Below are 23557 nucleotides of genomic sequence, written 5' to 3' on the forward strand. Positions count from 1 at the left end.
GAGTTTCCCCCCGCGCCCCTGTTCCTCCGGCAATGACGCCTTAGCGCGACGCCATGCTGATCGGCGCGTCGCCGTTCATCTTGCGAACGAAGCAGGTGCCGCCCGAACGCTTCAGGTCCATGCAGAAGTCGCGGGCCTCGGCATCGCTGGTGAAGCCGTGCGCGGCAAGGCGGTAGACGGTCTTGCCGTCGACCGTGGCGCGCGCCGCCATCGGCGCATAGCCCTTGAGGCCGGAATGGTTTGCGACCGCGCGCTGCCAGCCGAGCGACAGGCTGCCGCGCTGCGAATAGGCGCCGATCTGCACGACCGAACGACTGTTACCACCGGCACGCTTGGCTTCCTTGCGGATCGCCTTGGCCGACTGCGTCAGGCGCGTCGCGTCCGACGACAGCGCCGGCTTGGGCGCTTCGACCGTCCTGGCAACTTCGCTCGCCGCCTTGGCGGCCATCGCGACCGGCGAAATGCTCGGCTTGGGCGCTTCCGCGACCGCAGCGGGTGCGGGCGCAGGCGCGGTCTCCACGATCTCGGCGACTTCCTCGGCCTCGGTCAGGTCGACGTCGGTCACCGCGATCTCGTAGCTGGCGTGGCCACCCGCGAGCGTCGTGTTCGACACGCGGATCGGCTCGGGCGCCGGCGCCGGCATCGGCAGCGGTGCAGCCTCGGCGACCTTGGTTGCGACCGGCGCGGGCTGGAAACTGACCGGACCGGCAGCGGGCGCATCGGGCTGCTCGATCTGGGCGAACTGGTTGCCCGCATCTTCGGCGAGCGCGAGACGCACCGGCTGGCCCGGATCGACCGCGGCCGGCTGGATGCCGGTGATCGAGGCGATCTTGTGCGAGGGATGCTCCGCCTTCGCGAGCTGCATCCAGCCCTGAAGGCGCGCATCGAGCTGGAAGGCCGGAACGTCCTGCGAAGCGATCAGGCGGGCGGCCTGCCAGTCGCCGCCCAGAGCATGGGCGAGCGCGAGATTCTGGCGAACGCGGCCGTCCGCCCCCGGGCGGCGCGCCGCCTCGTCGAGCAGGGCGATCGCCTGTTGCGTATGACCCGCCAGTGCAAGCGCGAGACCGCGATCTGCCGGATCGAGCATGTCGCGTGCCCCGTTGAGCATCATCGCGGCACCTTCGCTGCGGCCCTGGGCGATCAGCACCAGCGCGCGCTTGAGCGCGACCTGCGGCTGCACCGGTACGAGGCGCAGCGAATCGCGATAGGCCGCATCCGCCGAAGCGAAGCGACCGGCCGCGAAATAGGCATTGCCGAGCAGCGCGCGGAAACCCGCATCGTTGGGGCTGTTGCCGACGGCACGCTCGGCGAACTCGATCGCCGTGGCGGTATCGCCGTTGATCAGCGCGGCCTGTGCGCGCGTCGCGACGCCGATATTCTTCTCGTCGACCTTGCCGCCGAAAATCGACGCGCTGCGGGTGTCGCCGCCGCCGGCACAGGCCGTCAGGGCCCCGGCCAGGGCGATCGCGCTGATGGCGCTTCCCAGATGGCGTTTGAACATATCCCGTTCCCCTTCCTCAGTCCCCTCATTGGCGCCTGCTTCCCTCAGGCGCGTTTTTTCGCCTCCGGTGCCTTCTCGGCGAGCTGGTCGAGTTCGGGCATGGACTCGAGCAGCGCATCGAGCGCTTCGGTGACAAATTTCTGGGCCGACTGGCCGCTCACGGCACAGGCCAGGCGCAGTTTCAGATGGCGCTGCTTGTCGAGGCGCAGTGTGAACGCCGCCTTGCCCTTGGCACCAGGCGCCGAACGCGGCGTCGCGGCGCGCCGCGACGCGGGCGCGGCCGGTTTCGGCGCGGCAGCCGCGATCGGCGTGACGGTGGCGACCGGTTCGCTCGGCTCGACGAGCGTCGGTTCGGGCAGCTGAACCTCCTCCTCGTCCTCGGCCGTCGGCTCGGGCAGTGCCATCATCTTCTTGGGAGCGATATCGGCGACGGTGCGCTTGAGCGGCACGTCGTCTCCGGCCTCGGAGTCGTGACGGCCCATGCCGAGATCGATCTTGACCTCGTCGCTGTCGTCGTAGAGCTCGGCCGTATCGTCGTAGATGTCGGCGCTGTCGTCATGCTCGTCGCCTTCGGCGATCCCGAAGCGTTCCTCGATCTCGGCATGCTGGTCGTGGACCGGCGATGCGGGCGTCAGGCCCGACAGCGGGTTGCGCTTGGGCGCGCTTTCGATTTCCTCGCCGAACGCGTCGTGGCCCTCGTCGACCGGCTCGCCCTCGTGGGGCTTGGGCGGATCGAAGCCCATGTCGTTCCAGCCGAGGTCGTCGAGCCCTGCGCCCATCTGGCCGAAGCCCTGGGGACGCATGGCGGGACGCGCGGCACCCTTGCGGGCGAGCAGCCCGGAAGAAAGCGATGCGAATGCCTTGGGTTCGCTCATGGTGGGTGAGCCTCCTTACTGGCCGACCACGCGGCGGCCGAAGCCACCGACGGGACGCGGAGTGATCGCGGGCGCCGCGTTGGGCGCGGCGAACACGGTGCGACGGAAATTCTTCTCGAGACGGTCGGAGATGTAGCCCCACAGCTCGGTGATTTCCGCGGCCGAACGGCCTTCGGGGTCCACTTCCATGACCGTGCGGCCGTCGATCATCGAGGCCGCGAAATCGGTGCGGTGGTGGATGGTGACCGGGGCGACGGTGCCGTGCTGCGAGAGCGCGACCGCCGCTTCGTAGGTGATCTTCGCCTTGGGCGTCGCCGCGTTGACGACGAAGATGAGCGGCTTGCCGGCGCGGTCGCACAGGTCGACCGTGGCGCCAACGGCGCGAAGGTCGTGCGGCGACGGACGCGTCGGAATGACGATCAGTTCGGCCACCGCGATGACCGATTGGATCGCCATGGTGATGGCGGGCGGCGTATCGATGACCGCGAGCTTGAAGCCCTGCTGGCGCAGCACTTCGAGGTCGGAGGCGAGCCTCGCCACCGTAGTCTGCGCGAAGGCGGGCATTTCGTCTTCACGCTCGTTCCACCAGTCCGCGAGGCTTCCCTGCGGGTCGATATCGATCAGGCAGACCGGACCGGCCCCGGCCCGCTGCGCCTGCACCGCCAGATGACCGGACAGGGTCGTCTTGCCGGACCCGCCTTTCTGCGATGCCATTGCCAGAACGCGCATTATCTTCCCCTCGCCGAATGGACGTTTGAGTTCGCATGCCACCTGACACCCAAGCGCCTAAAATCTGGTTAACGCCGACACGACTTTGATCCGGCTTTGAGCGGGGCGCGGTGCGCGCTAAGGTTGGAGAAAGGTAGTTTCGACTAGGAACGCTCGTATGCGTCACATCTTTACCATGGGCACGGCCGCGCTTGCGCTGGTCATGGCCGCCCCCGCAGCCGCGACCGGCGTCAAGCAGGGCATCGATGCCTGGACATCGGGCAATTTCGCGCAGGCCGTGTCGATCTGGCGCCCGCTCGCCGAGAAGGGCGACGCCGACGCCCGCTTCAATCTCGGCCAGGCCTACCGCCTCGGACGCGGGGTCGAGACCGACCTCGGCGAAGCGCAGCGCCTGTTCGAGGCGGCGGCCCGCGACGGGCACCTCGACGCGCAGGCCGTGCTGGGGCTGATGCTGTTCAACAATGGCGACCGCCAGGCCGCGCTGCGCTGGCTGGGGCGCGCCGCCCGGCGCGGCGAGCCGCGCGCGCTCCTCGTCTACGGCACCGCGCTCTACAATGGCGAGGACGTGCCGCGCGACGTCGTGCGCGCCTACGCCTATGTCAGCCGCGCCGCCGCGCAGGGCCTCGCCCCCGCCAAGACCACGCTTGCCGAGATGGACAAGCTGCTGCCGCTCGAGACGCGCAAGGCGGGGGTCGATCTCGCGCGCGATCTCGTCGCCGACGCGCTCGGCAAGGACGAGGTCGACGAGGCGCCGACCAAGGTGGCCGAGGCGGCGAAACCGAAGCCCGCGCCGCCGTCTCCCGCGCCCAGGGCGACGCCCGCCCCGGCACCGAAACCCGCTCCCGCTTCCAAGCCGGCCCCGAAGCCGGCCCCTGCCCCCAGTCCTGCCCCCGCCGCGGTCACCGGCTGGAAGATCCAGCTCGGCGCCTTCTCGCAGCGCACGTCCGCGGAAGGGCTCTATGCCAAGGTCAAGGGCAATGCGGCGCTATCGGGAACCCGCATGATCCTCGAGCCGGCGGGCAAGGTCACGCGCCTCCAGGTCGGCCCGTTCGCGGACCGAGCCGCCGCCGCGCGCGCCTGCGCGGCGATGGAAAAGGCCGGACAGGCCTGTTTCCCGGTCGCGCCCTAGCCCTTGAGGCCGAACGCGTAGAGCAGGCTGCCCAGCGGATGATGGTCAAGCCGCGCGTCGGCCGCTGCGGCCACCACGGGCTTGGCGCGATAGGCGATCCCCAGTCCCGCCGCTTCGAGCATCGCCAGGTCGTTGGCCCCGTCGCCGATCGCGACACTGTGCGCGAGCGCCTCGCCCGCCTCCTCGCGCAGCACCGCTTCCTTCCTCGCGCGCCCGACGATGTCGCCGACCACGTCGCCGGTCAGGCGCCCGCCCTCGACCGCCAGCACGTTGGCGACGACCCGGTCGAAGCCCAATAGATCGGCGATCGGCTGCGCAAAGGCGGTAAACCCGCCCGAGACCAGCACGCAGCGCGCGCCTGCCGCCTTGAGCCCCGCGACCAGTTCCGCCGCCCCCGGATTGGGCCGGATCCGCTCGGCCAGGCAAGTCGCGATCGCGTCTTCGCGGAGCCCCTCGAGCAGCGCCAGCCGGGCGCGCAGCGCGCCTTCGAAATCGAGTTCGCCCTGCATCGCGCGCTCGGTGATGTCGGCGACCTTTTCGCCGACGCCTGCCATGTCGGCCAGCTCGTCGATGCACTCCTGCCCGATCATGGTCGAATCCATGTCGGCGACGAACAGGGCGGGCGGGCGGCGCCCTTCGCGCTGGACGATGAGGTCCGCACCCTCGATTGCGCCGAGCGCGTCGCGCAGCTCGTGCGGGGCCTCGGCCAGCGTCGACAGGTCCGCCGCCTCGCCCGAGAGCGCGCGAATGCCCCTGAGCCCGATCCCCGCGCGGGCCAGGCGCCGTTCGGCTTCGGCAAGGCTTTCCTCGAGCCTTTCGGCTGCTATCAGCGTGGCAATGGTCACCGCTCGTCCTTCCCTCGCCCTCATTGCGGGCCCGACCGCCAGCGGCAAGTCGGCGCTGGCACTCGCCCTTGCCAAGCGCAAGGACGGGGTGGTCGTCAATGCCGACAGTGCGCAGCTCTACGCCGACATCGACATCGTCGCCGCGCGCCCCAGCCCCGACGAGCTCGCCGCCGCGCCTCACCGGCTCTACGGCGTACGTGATGGCGCCTTGCCCTGTTCGGCGGCCGAATGGGCCGAGATGGCGAAGGCGGAAATCGCCGCCGTCCACGCGGAAGAAAAGCTCCCGATCCTCGTCGGCGGCACCGGCCTCTACATCCGCACGCTGCTCGACGGCATCGCCCCCGTACCCGCCATCGATCCCGGGATTCGCGAAACGATCCGCGCCGCACCGGTCGACGAGAATTATCGCGCGCTCACGAGTGAGGACCCCGAAGCTGCCGGGCGCTTCAATGCCGCCGACACCACTCGCGTCGCGCGCGCGCTCGAAGTCGTCCGCTCGACCGGAAAGCCCCTCTCCTACTGGCAGGAACACAAGGTCGGCGGCATCGGCGAGAAGGTCGTATTGGCCCCGCTGATCCTCCTGCCCCCGCGCGACTGGCTCGCCGACCGCTGCGAAGCGCGTTTTCGCCAAATGATCGATGAAGGCGCGGTCGAGGAAGTCGAGCGACTGGTCGCCCGCGACCTCAATCCAGACCTTCCCGTGATGCGCGCTATCGGGGTGCGCGAGCTTACCGATCATGCCGCGGGACTCACGACGCGCGAGGACGCGATCGCGCGCGGCGTCGCCGCCACGCGCCAATATGCCAAGCGCCAATACACTTGGTTCCGCCGCCAGCCGCCCGACGACTGGCCGCGCTTCGAGACCCCGCTCGATGCGCACGGCGCGCTCGACGAGGCCGTGGCGCTGATCGAGCAGGCATTGTAGGGCCTGTCTTCATGGACATCCTGCGCGACGCCGATATCGATCCTGCCCCGCTCGACGGCCGCAAGGTCGCGGTCCTCGGCTACGGCAACCAGGGCCGCGCGCAGGCGCTCAACTTGCGCGACAGCGGCATCGACGTGGTCGTCGGGCTGCGCGAGGACAGCGCCAGCTTCGCCCGATGCGCCCACGACGGCATCCCCGCCGCCCCGCTTGCCGAGGCCGCCGACGGCGCCGCGCTCGCCATGTTGCTCGTCCCCGATGAAGTCATGACGTCGGCATATGGCGCGATCGAACACGCCCTGCCGCAAGGGGCGGCGCTGGGCTTCTCCCACGGCCTCGCCATCCATTTCGGCTTTATCGACCCACGCGAGGATCTCGACCTATTGATGGTCGCGCCCAAGGGCCCGGGCACCGCGCTGCGCTCGCTCTACCTCGAGGGCCGCGGCATGCCCGCATTGTGGGCCGTCGCCGCCGACCGCACCGGCAACGCCGCCGCCATCGCCCACGCCTACGGCAAGGCGATCGGCTGCGCGCGCGCGGGCCTCATCCACTCCACTTTCGCCGAAGAATGCGAAGCCGACCTGTTCAACGAGCAGGCGGTCGTGTGGGGCGGCGTTCCGGCGCTCCTGCTGGCAGGCTACGAGACGCTGGTCGAGGCGGGTTTCAGCGAGGAAGTCGCCTATTACGAGTGCGTCAAGGAACTGAAATTGCTGGCCGACCTCGTCGATGAACGCGGCATCGCAGGGATGCGCGAGGCGATCAGCAACACCGCCGAACTGGGCGCGGTCGTCGGCGGGCCGAAAATCGTCACCGACGAGGTGCGTGCCACCATGCGCGCCATCCTCGCCTCGGTGCGCGAGGGCGAGTTCGCCAGCCAGCTCAAGCAGGAGGAGGCGGAGGCCTATCCGCTCCTCAAGGCTGCCCGCGATAAGGCGCGTGCGCACCCGAGCGAACGGGCGCGCAAGATCATCGAAAAGCTCTCGAAAAAGGGCTGAAGCCTCAGCCGACCTCGCTCATTTCGACACGCGGGCGGTCCCCGACCGAGGCGCGTTCGAGATAGGCGCGATGGAGCATCCGGTGCGCGTGGCGTGCGTGCGGGTCGCCGGCATGCTGCGCGGCCTCCATCTCCTCGGCGGCGCGGCGGGCGAAATAGGTGCGGTCCTTGTCGGCCATGACATACCTCCCCAACGGAAGGCGCTCTTCTATCACAGTCGGCGGCAAATGTCTCGCAGGCGCTACGACCTGATCGGTCAGGCAGCGTGGAGCCGCGCGAAGCCCTCCATCTCGGCACGCAGCATCCGGTCGTCGACACCTTCGAGCGCGGCCGCCACTGCCTCGGGGAGCAACTGGGCGTTGGCGCCGCCCAGATCGATACCGCCCGGCGCGCGCGCGAACGCCATGTCCCAGTCGCCGAATGAGCGCTCCTCGACCTCGCGCCGCGACAGGAGCACGAGGGCATGGTGACGCGGATCGCGCTGGATCCGCGCGAAGACGCGCTCGACATCCACCGCCTCGCCCTCGAGCATCTGCAGGAACCGTCTTCCCGCGGCGATCAGCAGGCCGGTCACTTCGTCACGTCGATTGTTGATCCTCGCCTCGCCGAGCAGCACGGTCAGCGCCGCATCGTCCATCGGTACGCGAGCGGTCGAGATATACAGAAGCTGGAGCATGCGCCCTCCCCGTCGTTGGAGACACAGCCATGCCGCAAGCCACCTCGCCAAATTTTCAACCAAGCCTCCGATATGGAGCGATTGGCCCGATCAATGCCGCCCGAACAGTTTCTCGATGTCGCCATGGGCAAGCTTCACCCAGGTCGGGCGGCCGTGATTGCAGCTGCCCGAGTGGGGCGTCGCCTCCATCTCGCGGAGCAGCGCATTCATCTCCGCCACCGACAGGATGCGGCCCGCGCGCACCGATCCGTGGCAGGCCATGGTGCCGGCGACATGATCGAGCCGGTCGCGCAGGCTCACCGCCTCGCCCCATTCGGCCAGTTCGGCGGCAAGATCCTCGAGCAGTCCCTTGGCATCGACCTTCTGGCCGAGCGGCGCGGGCAATGCACGCACCAGCATCGCCCCCTCGCCGAAACGTTCCAATTCGAGCCCGAACTTGAGGAGGTCGTCCACTGCCGCTTCGAGGCGGTCGCACTGCGGCTCGTCCATCTCGATCACCTCGGGCATCAGCAGCGCCTGGCGCGCCACCGCGCCGTCGCCCGCCGCGCGGCGCATCCGTTCGAGCACCAGCCGCTCGTGCGCGGCATGCTGGTCGACGATGACCAGCCCGTCCTCGGCCTCGGCGACGATATAGGTCGCCGCGACCTGCCCGCGCGCCGCGCCGAGCGGATATTGGGTCGAGCCCGTCCCGCCCTCCGCCGTGCCTGGTCGATAGGAAGTCGCCGGTTCGGCGCGCGCCAGCGGTGGCGGCGCATAGGTCGCTGCCTGTTCCCACACGCTCGCCTGGACCGGGCGCGCGCTGTCGTCCTGCGGCATCAGCGGTGGGGGCATTGCGGCCCCTTCGCCCACCGGCTCGACCGTCCAGTTGGCAGGCTGCGCATGCTGTTCGCGCGCCGCGCTCTTGTGCCCCGCTTCCTCGAGCGCGTGGCGGATGCCGCCGACGATCAGGCCGCGCACCGCCTGCGCGTCGCGAAAGCGCACCTCGGTCTTGGCCGGGTGGACGTTGATGTCGACCGCCTCGCCCGGCAGGTCGAGGAACAGGGCCACGACCGGGTGCCGGTCGCGCGGCAGCATGTCGCGATACGCTCCGCGCAGCGCCCCGGTCAGCAGCCGGTCCTTCACCGGCCGTCCGTTGACGAACAGATATTGCTGGTCGGCCATGCCCCGATTGAAGGTCGGCACGCTGACCACGCCGGTCAGCGCCAGGTCGGCGCGTCCGGTATCGATCCCGAGCCCGTGGGTGCGCAGTTCCGGGCTGAGCAAGGCCGCGACGCGCGCGGGCGCCTCCTGCGGCTGGACTTCGATCGTGCGGCGGCCGTCGTTCTCGAGCGTGAAGGCGACGTCGGGCCGCGCCATCGCCAGCCTTCGCACGCAGTCGAGGCAGGCGGCATATTCGCTCCGCGGGGTGCGAAGGAACTTGCGGCGCGCGGGCACCTTGTCGAACAGGCCCTCGACCAGCACGCGCGTGCCCGGCGGCAGCGCGGCCGGCCCCTCGGCGACCATCGCGCCATGGTCGATCTCGATCCGCCATCCGTCCGCCCCGCGCGGGCGACTGTCGAGCGTCAGGCGCGACACGCTTGCGATCGAAGGAAGCGCCTCGCCGCGAAAGCCGAAACTCTCGACCAGTTCGATGGCATCGTCGGGCAGCTTGCTGGTCGCATGGCGTTCGAGCGCGAGCTTCATTTCCTCGGGCGCCATCCCGCACCCGTCGTCGATGACCTCGACCCGGTCGAGCCCGCCCGCCGACAGGCGCACGGAAACACTTGTCGCACCGGCATCGAGCGCGTTTTCGACGAGCTCCTTGAGCGCGCTCGCGGGACGCTCGACCACCTCGCCCGCAGCGATTCGATTGATCAGCGTGTCGGGCAGTCTTCTTATTGACATCGGCAGGCGTTTCTTCCACTGGAAGAACCCTCGATAAGAGCAAGATTTTCCAAGGAATTCATGCTTCTTTCATCGAAATTGGATTAATCGGCGTTTACAGGCCGGATGGGCCTGGAAACTTCACCATAGCAGCAAAGCGAGACACGCCACCATGTTCTGGACGCGTTGGTTTAAATGGATGAGCCATGACATGGCCATCGACCTCGGTACCGCCAATACCCTCGTCTATGTCCGCGGTCGCGGGATCGTCCTCAACGAACCGTCCGTGGTGGCGATCGAGACCGTCAACGGCATCAAGAAGGTCAAGGCGGTCGGCGACGACGCCAAGCTGATGATGGGCAAGACCCCCGACCAGATCGAGGCGATCCGCCCGCTGCGCGACGGCGTCATCGCCGACATCGACGTGGCCGAGGAGATGATCAAGCACTTCATCACCAAGGTGCATGGCGGTCGCATGTCGAGCTGGCGCTTCCCGGAAATCGTAATCTGCGTGCCTTCTGGCTCGACCAGTGTCGAGAAGCGCGCGATCCGCGACGCCGCCTCGAACGCGGGCGCCTCGTCGGTGTACCTGATCGAGGAGCCGATGGCGGCCGCGATCGGTGCCGACATGCCGGTCACCGAACCGGTCGGCTCGATGGTCGTCGACATCGGCGGCGGCACGACCGAAGTCGCCGTCCTCTCGCTGCGCGGCCTCGCCTATACCACCTCGGTGCGCGTCGGCGGCGACAAGATGGACGAAGCGATTTCCTCCTACGTGCGCCGCAACCACAACCTCCTGATCGGCGAAGCCACTGCGGAGCGGATCAAGAAGGAAGTCGGCATCGCCAAGCCGCCCTTGGACGGCATCGGCGAGACGGTCCACATCAAGGGCCGCGACCTCGTCAACGGCGTGCCCAAGGAAATCTCGATCAACCAGGGCCAGATCGCCGAAGCACTGTCCGAACCGGTGGGGACGATCGTCGAGGGCGTGCGCATCGCGCTCGAGAACACCGCTCCCGAACTGGCCGCCGACATCTGCGACCAGGGCATCGTGCTCACGGGCGGCGGCGCGCTGCTCGAAGGGCTCGACGAGGTGCTGCGCGACGAGACCGGCCTGCCGGTCACCGTCGCCGAGGATCCGCTCACCTGCGTCGCGATCGGCACCGGCCGCGCGCTCGAGGAAGAGCAGTTCCGCGGCGTCCTCCTGACCGTCTGAGGAGAGCCTGATGGCGCCGCCGATTCTCCGGCGCCCGGGCTGGTCGCGGCGGGCGCAGTACAGCCTGTTCTTCGGGTTCGTCGCGGTCGTGGCGGGGCTGGTGCTCGGCCTCGTCCTCCTGACAATCTCGCTCGTCGCGCCGCGCACCTATGACGGGCTGCGCGGCGCGGCGCTCGACGCCACCGCGCCCATCGCAGAAGGCGGCACCGCGGTCGTCGCCACCGTGCGCGGCGTCGCCACCGGGGCCGGCGACTATTGGGACGCGGCCAACCAGAATGCCGCCCTTCGCGCCGAGCGCGACCGGCTGCGCCGTCACCTCATCCGCGCGGCGGCGATCGAGCAGGAAAACCGCAAGCTCAAGGCGGCCCTCGACCTGTCGGAGGAATTGTCTGACGCGGTCGCTTCGGGCCGCCTGATCGGTTCGTCCAAGGATAGCCCGCGTCGCTACGCGATCCTGTCCGCCGGCTCGAGCGACGGGGTCGCTCGCGGCATGCCGGTGCGCGCCGCCGATGGCCTCATCGGGCGCGTCGTGGAAACCGGCCGCACCGCCAGCCGCATCCTCCTCATCTCCGACCGCTCGAACATCGTGCCCGCACAGATCCTGCGCACCGGCGTTCCGGTGATCGCCACCGGGCGCGGCGACGAGGGCGTCGACCTGCGTCCGCTCGAAGTCGGCCGCAACCCGTTCGAGAAAGGCGACATCATCGTCACGTCGGGCACTGGCGGACTCTATCCGCCGCTGGTCCCGATCGCCCGCGTCGTGCGGCTCGACGACGATGGCGCGATCGCGTTGCCGCTCGCCAGTCCCGAACTGTCGGGCTTCGCGATCGTCCAGCCCCCCTACGAGCCGGCTGCGCTGGATCAGGCCGGCGAAGAAGCCGGGGCCGACTGATGGTTCGTGACGCGCTTCGCCCGTCACCCAGGCTCCGTCGGGGCCCGCGCAAGCATGCCAATCTCTATCCGCCGGTCTCGATCGGCCTCGCCATCCTCGCAGGCGCGCTCCCGGCGATGAGCCTGTCGGGCTGGTGGCCCGATATCGGCTTCCTGTTCCTCGTCGCCTGGCGGCTGCAGCGATCCGACGCGTTTCCGGGCTGGTGGGCGATGCTCTTCGGACTTGCCGCCGATCTCGTCCTGCGTCACCCGATCGGCCTGTCGGTGGTGACCTACTGCCTCGCCATGCTGATCGCGGACATCGTCGACTACCGCGTGCGCTGGCGCGACTACTGGACCGACTGGGCCGCCGCCGGGGTGATGATCGCGATCGCCGAACTCTTCCAGTGGGAAGTCGCGCGCCTCGCTGGGGCGGGCATGCCGATCTCGGCGACCGGTGCACCGGTTCTCATCGCGATTCTCGCCTATCCGCTGGTCGCCAGTTTCGTGATGCTGCTCGACCGGTTTAGGCTGCGCTCATGAAACGCCGGCCCCTGCGCATCACCAAGACGATGCAGCGCCAGACCTTCTCGCGCCGCATGATGCTCGTGGGCGGGATCCAGGCCACGTTCGGGGGCCTGCTCGTCGCCCGGCTCGGCTACCTGTCGGTCAGCCAGAACCAGTATTATCGCACGCTCGCCGAGGACAATCGCGTACAGATGATCATCGTGCCGCCGCGGCGCGGCTGGATCGTCGATCGCCACGGCAAGCCGATCGCGATCAACCGCTCCGACTTCCGCGTCGATTTCATCCCCGACCAGGCCCCCGAGGACCAGATCGACACCATCCTCGACAAGGTAGGCGCGCTGCTCGAGCTCGATCCCGACACGATGGAGCGGATCCGCGCCGAGGTCGCTTCCAAGACCGGCTACCAGCCCGTCCAGCTCGCCGAGAACGTACCCTTCGACCGCTATGCCGCCGTCACCGTACGCCTGCCCGAGCTGCCCGGCGTCCAGCCGATGCGCGGCTTCTCGCGCTACTACCCGGCCGGCCCAGCGGTCGGCCACCTCGTCGGCTATGTCGGCGCGGCCAGCCGCGAGGAATATGTCGCCGAGGAGAAGAACCCGCTGCTTGTCACGCCGGGGTTCAAGATTGGCAAGGAAGGGCTCGAGGAAGTGCTCGAGCAGGACCTGCGCGGCCAGCCCGGAGGACAGCGGGTCGAGGTCACCGCGCGCGGCAAGCTGGTGCGAGAACTCGAACCCAAGCCCGACCGTTCGGGCGAGACCGTCCAGCTCGCGCTCGACGCGGGGCTGCACGAATATGCCGCGCGCCGCATGGGGCTCGAATCGGGCGCGTGCGTGGTGCTCGACTGCCTGACGGGCGAGATCCTGTGCATCGCCTCGATGCCGGCCTACGACCCCAACAGCTTCTCCGACGGGATCGGCCGGACCGAGTGGCGCCTCTTGACCGAGAACGAGCGTCGCCCGCTGGTCAACAAGACGCTGAACGCGCTCTACCCGCCGGGTTCGACGGTCAAGCCGATGGTCGCACTTGCGCTCCAGAAGCATGGCGTCGATCCGACCGAACGGGTGAATTGTCCGGGCGGCTACCAGCTCGGCAACCGCTTCTTCCGCTGTCTCGGGCGGCACGGGCCGGTCGATATGAACCGCGCCATCGCCAAGAGCTGCAACACCTATTTCTATTCGATGGGTCACCGCGTCGGGTACGAGAATATCGCCCCGATGGCGCACTATCTGGGGCTGGGCGAAACGTTCGACCTGCCGGTGGTCAGCCAATCCTACGGAACGGTGCCCGATCCCGACTGGAAATTGCGCAAATTCGACCAGAAATGGACCTCGGCCGACACGCTCAACGCGTCGATCGGACAGGGCTACATGATCCTCAATCCCATCCAGCTTGCCGTGATGGCGGGGCGGATCGCCTCGGGCCGGCTGATCCAGCCCAAGCTCATCGGCGTCCATCCCAAGCCCGCTCCCTTGCTCGACATTCCCAAGGAGCATCTCGACGTCGTGCGCGGCGGGATGTGGCAGGTCGTCAACGGCGACGGGACGGCCGGCGCCTCGCGCCTGCCCTTCCCCGACATCCAAATGGGCGGCAAGACCGGGACCGCGCAGGTGCGCCGCATCTCCGGCGGGCAGCGCGGACAGGGCGGCGAATGGAAATATCGCGACCACGGCCTGTTCGTCGGCTTCGCGCCCGTCTCCTCGCCCCGCTTCTCCGTCTCGGTCGTGATCGAGCACGGCATGGGCGGCAGCCGCGCCGCGGCGCCGGTCGCGCGCGACGTGCTCACCTATCTGTTCGACCGCGAACTCGCGATGCGCAATCTGGAGGCGATGGAAGCGAACTGGGGCGGCTCCCTCGCCGAGCGGACGGAACAGTTCCAGCGCCAGGTGCTGGCGGTGTCGGAGGCGAACGCGTAATGCTGCTGTCCTCGGTCGTCCCGCGGCCGCTCGCCCTCCTCCCCTGGAAAGTCATCCTGCTGGTGCTCGCCATCGGCGGCATGGGCATCGCGACGCTCTATTCGACAGCGGGCGGCTCGGTCGAGCCGTGGGCGCTGCGCCAGGGCCTCATCTTCATCACCGTGCTGCTCGCCGCGATCGGCATGAGCTACATGCCCGAGCGCTGGATCAAGACCCTGACCCCGCTCGCCTATGCCGGCGTGTTCCTGCTTCTCATCCTCGTCGAAGCGATGGGACATATCGGCAAGGGCGCGCAGCGCTGGATCGACCTCGGCTTCATGAAGCTCCAGCCGTCCGAGTTCATGAAACCGGTGATCGTGCTCGTGCTCGCCCGATTCTACGAACTCCTGCCCTTGGGAGACCTCAGGAAATTGCGGGCGTTGTGGCCGGCCGCCTTGCTCGTCGGCGCGCCCGTCGGGCTCATCCTCCTCCAGCCCGATCTCGGCACCGCGCTTGCCGTCCTGTTCGCCGCGGTAGTCGTGATGTTCATGGCCGGCTTGCCGCTCTGGTATTTCGTGGGTGGCGGTCTTGCGGTCCTCGCCGCCCTGCCGCTCGCCTACGCCTTCATGCACGACTACCAGCGCCGCCGCGTCCTCATCTTCCTCGACCCCGAGGCCGATCCGCTGGGCGCCGGCTATCACGTCAGCCAGTCGAAGATCGCGATCGGGTCGGGCGGCACGTGGGGCAAGGGCTATCTCAACGGATCGCAGAGCCACCTCCAGTATCTCCCCGAGGGCCATACCGACTTCATCTTCTCCGCGATGGTCGAGGAATGGGGTCTCGTCGGCGGCACCGTGCTGATCCTGGCCTTTGCCGGACTGATCGCCTGGGGATTAAACGTCGCGCGCAAGGCTCATTCCCGTTTCGGCAAGCTGGCCGCGGTGGGACTGACGTCGAACATCTTCTTCTACGTGGGCGTCAACCTGATGATGGTGATGGGCATGGCGCCGGTGGTCGGCATCCCGCTGCCACTGGTCAGCTTCGGCGGTTCGGCGGTGATGACGGTGATGCTGTCGATCGGCGTCCTGATGTCGTTCGACCGCCAGATCCGCCTTGCCCCGCGACGTCCGGCGCAAACCGATTGAAATTTCCTGTTGCAAGGGTGACGGAGCGCTGTTAGAGGCCCGCCCGCACCGCAGGAAACGAAACGCGTTTCCGTGCATTGCCTACAGTGTGGACGCATAGCTCAGTTGGTAGAGCAGCTGACTCTTAATCAGCGGGTCCTAGGTTCGAGCCCTAGTGCGTCCACCATTTTTCCCAGATAGTTACGCCACGTTGTTGAGGTCAGCCCTCAACATTATGCCCTGCTGTCCACCGACAGGAAGGCGCGCTTCTTGCCCTTGAGGCGTACCGCGGTCAGCGCGCCGCCCGCATAGCACCCCGTGTCGATCCCGATCCGGTGCGGCTCGTCGGCATGGGAATCGTGGATCGTGTGGCCGTGGACGATGACCTTGCCGTGGTAGCGGCGGCTCGAGATGAAATCGTCGCGGATCCACAGGAGGTCGCGCGGATCCTGCGCGTCGAGGTCCACGCCGGGCCGCACGCCTGCATGCACGAACAGATAGTCGTCGATCTCGAGCTTCAGGCGCAGCCCGCGCAGGAAGTCGAGATGGGCCTCTGGCAGGGTGTCGCGAATGATCTCGGCGAGATTGCCGCCCTTCTTGAGCAGCTTCTTGCGCTTGAGGCCGTAGCTCTCGAGTGTCTCGAACCCACCGAATCCGAGCCAGTTCGCGCCGGTTGCCGCGCCATAATCGGTGATCGCGAGGAGCGAGCTTTCGTGGTTGCCCATCAGGAAATGATGCCGGTCGCAGGGAAGGTCGCGCGCGACGAGCCTGTCGAGCACGCCCGCGCTGTCGGGGCCGCGGTCGATATAGTCGCCCAGAAAGACGAGATGCGTCTCTGCATCGCGCCGTTCGGCATCCTTGCCGATCTTGCCGAGAAGACGGCCGAGTTCCTCGTGATGGCCGTGAATGTCGCCGATCGCATAGACCACGCGGCCTTTGGCGACGCGTGCGGGGTCGGCGGGCGCTTCGCCCTTCTTCTTCCCCGTCTTCTGCTTGATCCATGCGAGCGCCATGTCCGCAGCATCGCTGATCGCGCGCAGGTTTCAAGCCAAAGTCGCGTTCCAAACTCCCCACTCGCGGAACATGTTATGAAAAAAAACTTTCAAGCTGCTGATATAAGGCATCTTCCCTCGAGTATAATGCTTTTCTGCCAAGATTGACCTAACTCAGAGGAATACCTAACGCTGTGCACCGCATTTCTGAACAGCTTTGAATTGCGCAGGGGGACAATGGGAAAAGTCTACGTAGTCGACGACAATAAGAACTTTCGCAATTCAATCGCAATGCTTCTGTCAGCTTACGGACATTCAGTTCGGCAATATGAGGATGGCCGCTCGTTCCTTGATGAAATGGACACGTTAGAGCGAGGGGTCGCCATGGTGGATCTTCGGATGCCAAAGATGAGTGGCTTTGAGGTGCTCTCGCAAATGAGTCTGTGTTCGACAAAGCATGTGACGCTTGCGATGTCGGCAATCGGCGGCGCCGATACGAGACGCCGCGTATCGAGGCTTGGTGCCAAGTTCTTCCCGAAACCTTTTGACGAAGCTGAAGTGCTAGAGTTCTTAGATATGGTCTTCAACTAACAGAGCTGATTTGCCAGAACTTTATCTCCGTTCTGGATTCTTCATTAGCTGTTTGGATAAAGTGCCCGTCTAGACATATGGGTGCAACGCGAGGACATCCCCCGTTGCGTGTTTTCACTGGTCCGAAAACAGTGGCCCCCGCCGAAAAGCGGAGGCCATATTCAGTTCAAACGCCCAAAATTCCTTATCGGTTTGATACCTCGAGACGACCATAATGAGCTGGAGCTGCCTGTAGTGTGAAGCAAATTGTAGCCCCCTCCTCGGGCCGCCCAATCCAAATTTCTCCGCCAAGCGCCTCAACTACCGTCTTCGTAATAGCCATCCCCAATCCCAAGCCGTCACGTTTATTCGACGCAAAAAGGGCAAAAGGGTCACCACCAATATCGACACCTGGACCATTATCTTTGACGGTCACCTGTATCATCCCCCCAATAACCGGTTCCGCCCTGACGAAGATTTCGCATCGTACGTCCGAACCGCTCGCTTCAATGCTGTTCTTGAACAGATTGAAGAAAACTTGCTTTGCCTGCGACAGGGACCCTCGCGCAAACTGGGAATGCCGATCATTTTCAAAATGAATCTTAAACTGCTTGGCGCCATAGAAATTGCCCAACAATTCTTTCGTTCGGACAACGGCTTCTCCAATTTCGAACGTCTCATCGGCATCGCCCCAGCTTTGCAACTCGGATCTAGCGTTTGACACAATTTCAGACATGAAGCGCAGCTGAGAATGGGATTGCTCACAAAGCGTCAGGGCTCTCTCGGTCTCTCCATCTCTTAATACCTTATTCGCTGCAGTCAGGAGCGCTCGCGCCGCACTCAATGGCTGACTGAGTTCATGAGCTATCGTGGCTGCAAGTGCACTCATGGCATCAAGACGCGACAGTACAGAAAGCCTCGCTCGCAAAGCGCCAATTTTGCGCTCTCTCGTAATGTCTCGGTCGATCGCGCCCAGCATGACAACTTGACCCGAGGATGAGTATTGTGGACCCACAACAATCTCACGGACAGACTGTTCATGACCCGGCCGGCTCAAAGTCAATTCAAAACTTCTCGGATGACCAAACGTCATCACTTCGTACAGCTCTTTGCGAAGAAGGTGCTTTGATTCATCGTCAAGCGAAGATGAGAATTTATCAATGCTGACTTCGACATCATCCCTAAGACCATAAGCATCCTTCAACGACTCGGAGATTGTGAAAGTCTGACTTTCCACGTCGAATTCCCAATCGCCAATTCCTCCAAGTCTCTGAGAGTCTTGTAGCCTCTTCAGGCTTTTTGATAGCAGCCTTAGATGAAGACGTTGCTGCCGTAACACTCGAACTACCACCCATAACGCAACGACGATAATTAGGAGCGCAATAGCCAACATGATCCAATGGAATCTTGATTGTGCACGAGCTTCCTCATTAACACGGTCAATTTCCAACCCACTGGTTGCGAAGACAGCGTAATCTTCTATTCTACGGTGGGAAAATACGGACTGTTCGCCTGTTAGGCCGTTTGCGCCCTCATAGGTTCCGTCAGGCTCTTTTTGCTGCTGCTCCATGACAAGAGCGCCGCTCAGATCTTCTCCCGTGCTAATCTGATCGAAAGTTCGACGAGCCCGAGTTATGCCGTCTAACCCAATGAGCGAAATTAAGTCGCCCCGAGCGAACTCGGTTTCATCCGCAAAACGCAAGAAATAGTCTGGACGCACCACTAAAATAACGCGCGGTTGGCTGCGCCCTGCAGTGCCTTTATTTGCTGAGAAAAAGAGGACCTTCTTGCCATCGATCGTCTCGAACGGCGGCGACAAAAACCCACTATGCGATAGAACGTATCTTTCAATTTTATCAGTTTGGGATCGGCTGAATGAGACTTCTTGCCCAAAAGAAATCTGTCCAGAACGCTCTCTTATGACCCCAATTATATCGTCGTCCGCCTCCTTGAGAAGGCTGGAGGAATTGGACCTCTCAAGATAGGCAATTTCAGCTTCTAGATTATCAAAGCCGAGCTGGACGAATTTTTCAAACATGGCGACGCGGAATTGATTCCGTTCAATGGCATCGCTAAGTATCGCCGACCTGATTGAATTGACCTGTCCGGACACCGCGAAGACAATTAACCCTATCGCGATTAAGGCTCCCAAGATCGCCAGCCACTGCGACCAGTCGCTCCAAATCTTGTCAGCGTCGACAGCCCGCTGTTCTACCATTTCGGTCGTCAACTAGATGCTCCGTCCCGCACGAATTTCGGCAGGGCAAAGTGCGCTTCTGAAGGAAATTACCTAGACCCGTTTCCTATGCCAGGCGCCCTCACCTTCCGATAGTCGTTCATTCCGAGCAATAACAACATGGAGGCGAACAGCCTCTCGGTCCAGTGCCAATTCAAATTCGTTGCAGTTACGTCGATTTAACGTCTCAGCAGGCGATGCTTCAGGTCTTCACGGCCAATTTCTCTAATTGCTCCGATCTTGTTCTCGGCCTTAGCTACATGGGCCAGGTGCTCGAGATTCTGCATCACTATATCGATGTCTTGGAGTTGCCTCGCATGCCGTACGACCAGGATGGGGTCGCACGATAGGACGTTGCCCAAATTTTCGAGACGACGCTGAATGTAGATTAGCTCTTCTGACAGCCTTGAAGGCCAGTCGATGGAAGTTTCTGTCGCCTCCGCCACTTCCGTCTGAGTGGATCCACCAAGGCGCACGAGCTGAACGTAATTGTCCACACGACTTTGCCTCAAACCGGCAGCTGCATCGAGTCTCTCGATGTCCTCATCGGAATTAAACTTGATGCCAGCTCTGCCACCACAACTCCAAACAAGGACACCATCTTTTTCCTCGGATGCGTACGTGAGGCGCGCAGCTGAATTCTTCGCTGGAAGGCCTCCGCCTTCAAGGAGTGCACCACCGGCGGAAATATTCCGCACTCAAACATCATGCATTCGACCGCCCTTCTCGACCAGCCTGCCGGCGAAAAACGAATTCTTTCTCGCTGAAGTTCGCATTTCGTTGAATGACATCGGTCTGGTCCTAGTTTGTTTCAGGTAGGCAAGTTCCGTTATATATGAAGCGAATTAAGGGAGCGCTCTCGTTGTACCCATTCTGAATATAGCGTTGAGAATGCGCCACTCTACAGTTCTGCACGGAGGTGCATATCGTCACAGAGCGGCCCAATGGTCCGGATATTCCGCGGAAGAGTATAGACGCCCTTTCTGAAATAATCTCGAATAGTCGCGAGGAGATTTGCCGGTTCGATCCTCGTTCATATCCGAGTTCGAGACTGGCGACGACGTTCGCGCCGATTGTGAACAAACGAAATCTGGCGAGGATTTTGAAGCTCACAAGGTCGTTCTACTCCGTCAATCTAATGAAGTTGGAAGCCCGATCGTCGCCAGCAAATTTGGCGATGATACTGTCGGTTGGCTCAAGAAACTGATTGATGACATTGACCGAGGCGGCCTGAAAACATGATTAACGATTGGGTGTAAGCATTGCCGCGCTTATTTGGCTCGTAGGTTCGGCCAATGCATTGTAGACGGTTTCTGCCATTAGAGCCGCTGCTAGACCGGCAATGAGCCAAACGGCACTCCTCTCGAAAAGCTGACCTAGCGCGCGGCACGTCGCCCAGGATTGCTCAGTTGGACGCTGTATCGCCCTACGCTCAGTGCCGTTCTCAATCGGATTGATCGCACGCTTCTCCAGAAGATGGCCCACTGATATTCTGTCTTGAGAGCGCGCACCAGCGAACGCCTCATTCGACCATATGATTTGCGCGATGATCACGTAGGGTCCGCGACGAACCTCTACATAGGCGCCGCGATTGAGCTTCGGCTTGGTGGCAAGCATCATCCCATGCTGCGAGATGTTGAGAATGGCGACATCATCCCAGCCGCCGTCATGACGAATACGGGCCGAAATGTTTGTCGGGCTTCGGGGAGATCGCCTTGATTCCATAAAATACTCTACCGATGGAAATGTGCGGGACGACGTGAAGCGCGGCTGCTCTTTTGGTCACTCCACGAAAAGTATCGTTAATGTTCTTGATCCGACTGACTCGGTCCGAGAATTTACTGCTACTTCTTGGTCGCGCGCCCCCCCCCCAGTGGTGGTGTTCGATTGGTGGCCGGGAAGGCCCACGGATACAGAGATCTTGACTCGACCTGTCGAGGAAGGACCAAAGCGATTGAGCGCCTGAGGGCTGTCGCCGCCCGCTTTCGAAATGGCGAGTAACGCCGAAGAAGCTATGAGTGCTATGGACATACCAAGAGCACACCAGTTCGAGCTAACTGAAAGCTGAAGAATACCGCAGAAATGGGTACTTCGGCAAAGAATGTCGCTGTTGAAAGACAATCCGGCCCTAGATTGCAACAGACCCTTCGGCGTTATCATTAAGGCGCGACAATATTACCGTCCGTTTAACTCATTTGATAATAGCACCGCCAAATTCGAACATGTTACAGCAAATCTACTGTAGAAATATTCCGATATGTTCGATCGATCCGATTTGAATGAACATGATGGTCATCTGATGGAGGCATCTCATGACCGTACATTCGCAATGTTTTCCAAAGACTCCGGTACTTTACCCCGGTATGGACACAATCGACCTTCCGAACGAGATCGACCTGATCCAGGAAATCGAAGCACGGCGACGCCGTAGCAAATTCTTGCCGTCTCAGCTTTTCTCGGAACCTGGCTGGGATATGCTCTTGTACCTGGCACTCCGACACCTTCAACAACGCCGGGTAACCACAACCGAACTCGTCGCAGCATCGGGTGCCCCATACAGTACCGGGCTTCGGCATCTCCAGAGCCTGAGCGACGCGGGAATGATCCAGATCAAAGGAGATCCGCTCGACAAACGTAGAAAATATATCGCGCTGTGTTCGGACACTCTCAATCGTATTTCCCTAGCGATCGGATGCGCAAATGCCTGATTGTTACTCCAGAACATAGTCGGCGTTCATGAATGTGCGCACGAGTTCAGCCACTGTCCGAAGTCCGAGCCGTCTCATACCCCTGGCCCTATGCATATGTACTGTACGCACGCTCAAATCGAGGTCGTGTGCCACTTGTTTGTTGGCTTTGCCTCTAGCGACAAGCTCGAGCACCTCAAACTCTCGCCGCGAAAGCTTAGCGATTGCCTCTTTTGCGATGGCGCGCCTTCTGTCACCGCTATCAGTCGCCCGAACTGAGCTCAATTCTCGTTCCACGATCGACAGCAGCTCCCTCTCGTCGAATGGCTTCTCCAAGAAGTCAGCCGCGCCGCAACGCAGGGCTTGAATTGCCGCATTAATGTCGCCGTCGCCGGTCATCATCACGCAACGGATATCCGGGCGCGCGATCGAAAGTCGTTTAACGATCACGTGACCATCGTCGCCGGGTAAGTGGAGATCGATAAGCGCAATTCCTTCTCCAAGATTTGCTATTTCGTGCAAAAATTCTTCCGCTGAGCCGTAGCATCGAAAGTCATGGCCCTCGCTGCTCAATAAGGCAGCGACCCCCAATCGCAGGTCAGCGTTATCTTCGATGACATAAACCGCCCCAGTCAAAGGGCCGGAAGACTCATCAGTCATTTATGATTGCTCCTGATTTCTCTCAAAGTAGTCCATTGTGGACCATTTGATTTCACACCCGAGCAGCGTCATTATCCTGAGAAAATCGACGAACGCAATCACGCCAAGACCCACCCAGTCTTTCGTTAGATCCAGATTGGATGATCGAGTTATATAGAAGGAAGATCGTGCGCTCAGCGTAGAGCGAATGATAACCCTAGCGATCCTCCTAACGACAGCTTGCGCCCCGAACGTCAGCTCAGCAACCGGCATCGCTACGAACGGGCGCGCGGCGGTGCGCATCGAGCGCGCTGCTGTGGCAACAGGCGCAAGTTTTGCTGATGCCCAACCCTCTCGAAAAACCATCACGGTACGTTGGGAGGAAGGCGTGCAGATTGAATATCGCTTGATCGAATTCGAGTGAGGCGTCACAGCCGTCCTCCCATCCGAGGGTCACTAACCGACAATTAAGGCCGTTTCCACGACGGCCCGCCTTTACCCGAATTTAACGGGCACGTGTCAGTTGAGGCGTTTAGATCCAATATGGATGGATTCGGGGAGGTTTTCGTGACCAGGAAATTTTTGACCGTAATTGGCGTTGCAAGCCTATCGTCGTTTGCTCTTGCAGCGCAGGCCAGCGCACAGACGCAAGGTTCGTTCGGCTCCACAAGCACTGGGGACCTTACTGTATCGGCATCTGTTCCTGCCAAGGTTCGCATAAGTGGACTGGAAGACGTGACATTCACGGACGTTGATCCAGCTTCCGACGCTTCCAGTAATCAAAATATTTGCATTTACAGCAACACGGCATCGGGTGGCTACGAGATTAAGGCCACGGGAGATGGCGCGGCCAACGCGTTCACGCTCGCAAATGGTGCGCTTACTCCAGTCGCCTATACGGTTGCGTTCGACGATAGCCCAGGTCAATCGACGGGCTCGCCTTTGACGACCAACGTAGCATTGACCGGGCAGAACAGCACGGCCAGCAATCAGAATTGCACCGGCGGTGAAACCGCAAGTCTCATTATTGGAGTGGCCTCTTCGGAACTACAGAAGATGCAGGCAGGCCTCGCCTATTCGGGAACGCTGACGCTGGTAGTGGCGCCAGAATAGCTCTTGAAGTGAGCTGAAAAAAACGGTTGAATCCCGACATCCGGATCGGGGGGGACGGAATAAAGATGAGACGCCTGGTCTTCCTTTGCTCCGTTCCCCTTTCTTGTCTGAGCATGCCGCATACAGCGGAGGCGCAGCAAAAAGCACAGATCACTG

Annotated in this window: 24 protein-coding genes and 1 tRNA gene; 13 read left to right on the forward strand and 12 right to left on the reverse strand. The window is 63.2% G+C overall.

Annotation, left to right across the window (positions count from 1 at the left end; translation table 11 throughout):
• Positions 1-40: 40 nt before the first annotated feature.
• From NNY25_RS08330 to NNY25_RS08340, 3 genes are read right to left on the reverse strand one after another with little or no spacing between them, the layout of a single operon-like run.
• On the reverse strand, positions 41-1501 hold the full coding sequence (locus tag NNY25_RS08330; protein ID WP_265570897.1) for an SPOR domain-containing protein: 1461 nt from the start codon (positions 1499-1501) through the stop codon (positions 41-43).
• A 44-nt stretch (positions 1502-1545) separates the two neighbouring features.
• Positions 1546-2376, reverse strand: coding sequence for a hypothetical protein (locus tag NNY25_RS08335; protein WP_265571542.1), 831 nt, complete (start codon positions 2374-2376; stop codon positions 1546-1548).
• 15 nt (positions 2377-2391) lie between these two features.
• Entirely contained in the window at positions 2392-3105 is a 714-nt protein-coding gene (locus tag NNY25_RS08340) for a ParA family protein (RefSeq protein ID WP_265570898.1), read from the reverse strand.
• A gap of 157 nt (positions 3106-3262) precedes the next feature.
• On the opposite strand from NNY25_RS08340, the gene NNY25_RS08345 reads away from it, so the two are divergent.
• Positions 3263-4234: an SPOR domain-containing protein gene (locus NNY25_RS08345; protein ID WP_265570899.1), complete on the forward strand. Its 972-nt coding sequence runs from the start codon at positions 3263-3265 to the stop codon at positions 4232-4234.
• Here the strand turns inward: NNY25_RS08345 and serB are convergent.
• Positions 4231-5079, reverse strand: coding sequence for a phosphoserine phosphatase SerB (gene serB / locus NNY25_RS08350; protein ID WP_265570900.1), 849 nt, complete (start codon positions 5077-5079; stop codon positions 4231-4233). The genes NNY25_RS08345 and serB overlap by 4 nt on opposite strands.
• Here serB and miaA point away from each other — a divergent pair.
• The gene (gene miaA, locus NNY25_RS08355; protein WP_265570901.1) at positions 5072-6004 is read left to right on the forward strand and encodes a tRNA (adenosine(37)-N6)-dimethylallyltransferase MiaA; all 933 of its coding nucleotides are present in this window, start codon (positions 5072-5074) and stop codon (positions 6002-6004) included. The genes serB and miaA overlap by 8 nt on opposite strands.
• An 11-nt stretch (positions 6005-6015) precedes the next feature.
• Positions 6016-6996 (forward strand): ketol-acid reductoisomerase, encoded by a 981-nt coding sequence (gene ilvC / locus NNY25_RS08360; RefSeq protein WP_265570902.1) that lies wholly within the window; start codon positions 6016-6018, stop codon positions 6994-6996.
• Positions 6997-7000: 4 nt separating this feature from the next.
• Here ilvC and NNY25_RS08365 read toward each other — a convergent pair whose 3' ends face one another.
• The 3 genes from NNY25_RS08365 to mutL all read right to left on the reverse strand — a co-directional run bounded on the left by NNY25_RS08365 (position 7001) and on the right by mutL (position 9555).
• The gene (locus tag NNY25_RS08365) at positions 7001-7174 is read right to left on the reverse strand and encodes a hypothetical protein (RefSeq protein ID WP_265570903.1); all 174 of its coding nucleotides are present in this window, start codon (positions 7172-7174) and stop codon (positions 7001-7003) included.
• Between the two features lie 77 nt (positions 7175-7251).
• On the reverse strand, positions 7252-7671 hold the full coding sequence (locus tag NNY25_RS08370; RefSeq protein ID WP_265570904.1) for a BLUF domain-containing protein: 420 nt from the start codon (positions 7669-7671) through the stop codon (positions 7252-7254).
• Positions 7672-7761: 90 nt separating this feature from the next.
• Entirely contained in the window at positions 7762-9555 is a 1794-nt protein-coding gene (gene mutL, locus NNY25_RS08375; protein WP_265570905.1) for a DNA mismatch repair endonuclease MutL, read from the reverse strand.
• Between the two features lie 151 nt (positions 9556-9706).
• Here mutL and NNY25_RS08380 point away from each other — a divergent pair, with 151 nt between their 5' ends.
• The 6 genes from NNY25_RS08380 to NNY25_RS08405 all read left to right on the forward strand — a co-directional run bounded on the left by NNY25_RS08380 (position 9707) and on the right by NNY25_RS08405 (position 15351).
• Entirely contained in the window at positions 9707-10750 is a 1044-nt protein-coding gene (locus tag NNY25_RS08380; protein ID WP_265570906.1) for a rod shape-determining protein, read from the forward strand.
• A gap of 10 nt (positions 10751-10760) precedes the next feature.
• A complete protein-coding gene (gene mreC / locus NNY25_RS08385; protein ID WP_265570907.1) occupies positions 10761-11642 on the forward strand; it encodes a rod shape-determining protein MreC in 882 nt (293 codons plus the stop codon).
• Positions 11642-12163, forward strand: a complete 522-nt coding sequence (gene mreD, locus NNY25_RS08390; protein ID WP_265570908.1) for a rod shape-determining protein MreD — start codon at positions 11642-11644, stop codon at positions 12161-12163. The genes mreC and mreD overlap by 1 nt, the downstream gene beginning before the upstream one ends.
• Positions 12160-14061, forward strand: a complete 1902-nt coding sequence (gene mrdA, locus NNY25_RS08395) for a penicillin-binding protein 2 (RefSeq protein WP_265570909.1) — start codon at positions 12160-12162, stop codon at positions 14059-14061. The genes mreD and mrdA overlap by 4 nt, the downstream gene beginning before the upstream one ends.
• Positions 14061-15185, forward strand: coding sequence for a rod shape-determining protein RodA (rodA, locus tag NNY25_RS08400; RefSeq protein WP_265570910.1), 1125 nt, complete (start codon positions 14061-14063; stop codon positions 15183-15185). Before mrdA ends, rodA begins: the two co-directional genes overlap by 1 nt.
• A gap of 90 nt (positions 15186-15275) precedes the next feature.
• Positions 15276-15351 (forward strand) — tRNA-Lys (locus NNY25_RS08405).
• A gap of 46 nt (positions 15352-15397) precedes the next feature.
• Here the strand turns inward: NNY25_RS08405 and NNY25_RS08410 are convergent.
• Positions 15398-16177: a metallophosphoesterase family protein gene (locus NNY25_RS08410; protein WP_265570911.1), complete on the reverse strand. Its 780-nt coding sequence runs from the start codon at positions 16175-16177 to the stop codon at positions 15398-15400.
• A 216-nt stretch (positions 16178-16393) separates the two neighbouring features.
• Here NNY25_RS08410 and NNY25_RS08415 point away from each other — a divergent pair, with 216 nt between their 5' ends.
• Positions 16394-16747 carry a response regulator gene (locus NNY25_RS08415; RefSeq protein ID WP_265570912.1) on the forward strand — a complete coding sequence of 118 codons (354 nt, stop codon included), beginning with the start codon at positions 16394-16396 and terminating at the stop codon, positions 16745-16747.
• A gap of 184 nt (positions 16748-16931) precedes the next feature.
• Here NNY25_RS08415 and NNY25_RS08420 read toward each other — a convergent pair whose 3' ends face one another.
• From NNY25_RS08420 to NNY25_RS11650, 3 genes are all read right to left on the reverse strand, one after another.
• On the reverse strand, positions 16932-18956 hold the full coding sequence (locus tag NNY25_RS08420; protein ID WP_265570913.1) for an ATP-binding protein: 2025 nt from the start codon (positions 18954-18956) through the stop codon (positions 16932-16934).
• Between the two features lie 185 nt (positions 18957-19141).
• The gene (locus NNY25_RS08425; RefSeq protein WP_265570914.1) at positions 19142-19660 is read right to left on the reverse strand and encodes a hypothetical protein; all 519 of its coding nucleotides are present in this window, start codon (positions 19658-19660) and stop codon (positions 19142-19144) included.
• 544 nt (positions 19661-20204) lie between these two features.
• A complete protein-coding gene (locus NNY25_RS11650; protein WP_420854336.1) occupies positions 20205-20687 on the reverse strand; it encodes a PilZ domain-containing protein in 483 nt (160 codons plus the stop codon).
• 638 nt (positions 20688-21325) lie between these two features.
• Between NNY25_RS11650 and NNY25_RS08430 the strand changes: the two genes are divergently transcribed.
• Positions 21326-21670: a MarR family winged helix-turn-helix transcriptional regulator gene (locus NNY25_RS08430; protein ID WP_265570915.1), complete on the forward strand. Its 345-nt coding sequence runs from the start codon at positions 21326-21328 to the stop codon at positions 21668-21670.
• A gap of 3 nt (positions 21671-21673) precedes the next feature.
• On the opposite strand, the gene NNY25_RS08435 is transcribed toward NNY25_RS08430, so the two are convergent.
• Complete coding sequence (locus NNY25_RS08435) at positions 21674-22309, reverse strand: response regulator transcription factor (protein ID WP_265570916.1); 636 nt, start codon at positions 22307-22309, stop codon at positions 21674-21676.
• Between the two features lie 274 nt (positions 22310-22583).
• Between NNY25_RS08435 and NNY25_RS08440 the strand changes: the two genes are divergently transcribed.
• Positions 22584-22712: a hypothetical protein gene (locus NNY25_RS08440; protein ID WP_265570917.1), complete on the forward strand. Its 129-nt coding sequence runs from the start codon at positions 22584-22586 to the stop codon at positions 22710-22712.
• 143 nt (positions 22713-22855) lie between these two features.
• Positions 22856-23401, forward strand: a complete 546-nt coding sequence (locus NNY25_RS08445) for a hypothetical protein (RefSeq protein ID WP_265570918.1) — start codon at positions 22856-22858, stop codon at positions 23399-23401.
• Positions 23402-23557 lie beyond the last annotated feature (156 nt).

This window comes from Sphingomicrobium nitratireducens (assembly GCF_026157035.1).
Taxonomy (GTDB): domain Bacteria; phylum Pseudomonadota; class Alphaproteobacteria; order Sphingomonadales; family Sphingomonadaceae; genus Sphingomicrobium; species Sphingomicrobium nitratireducens.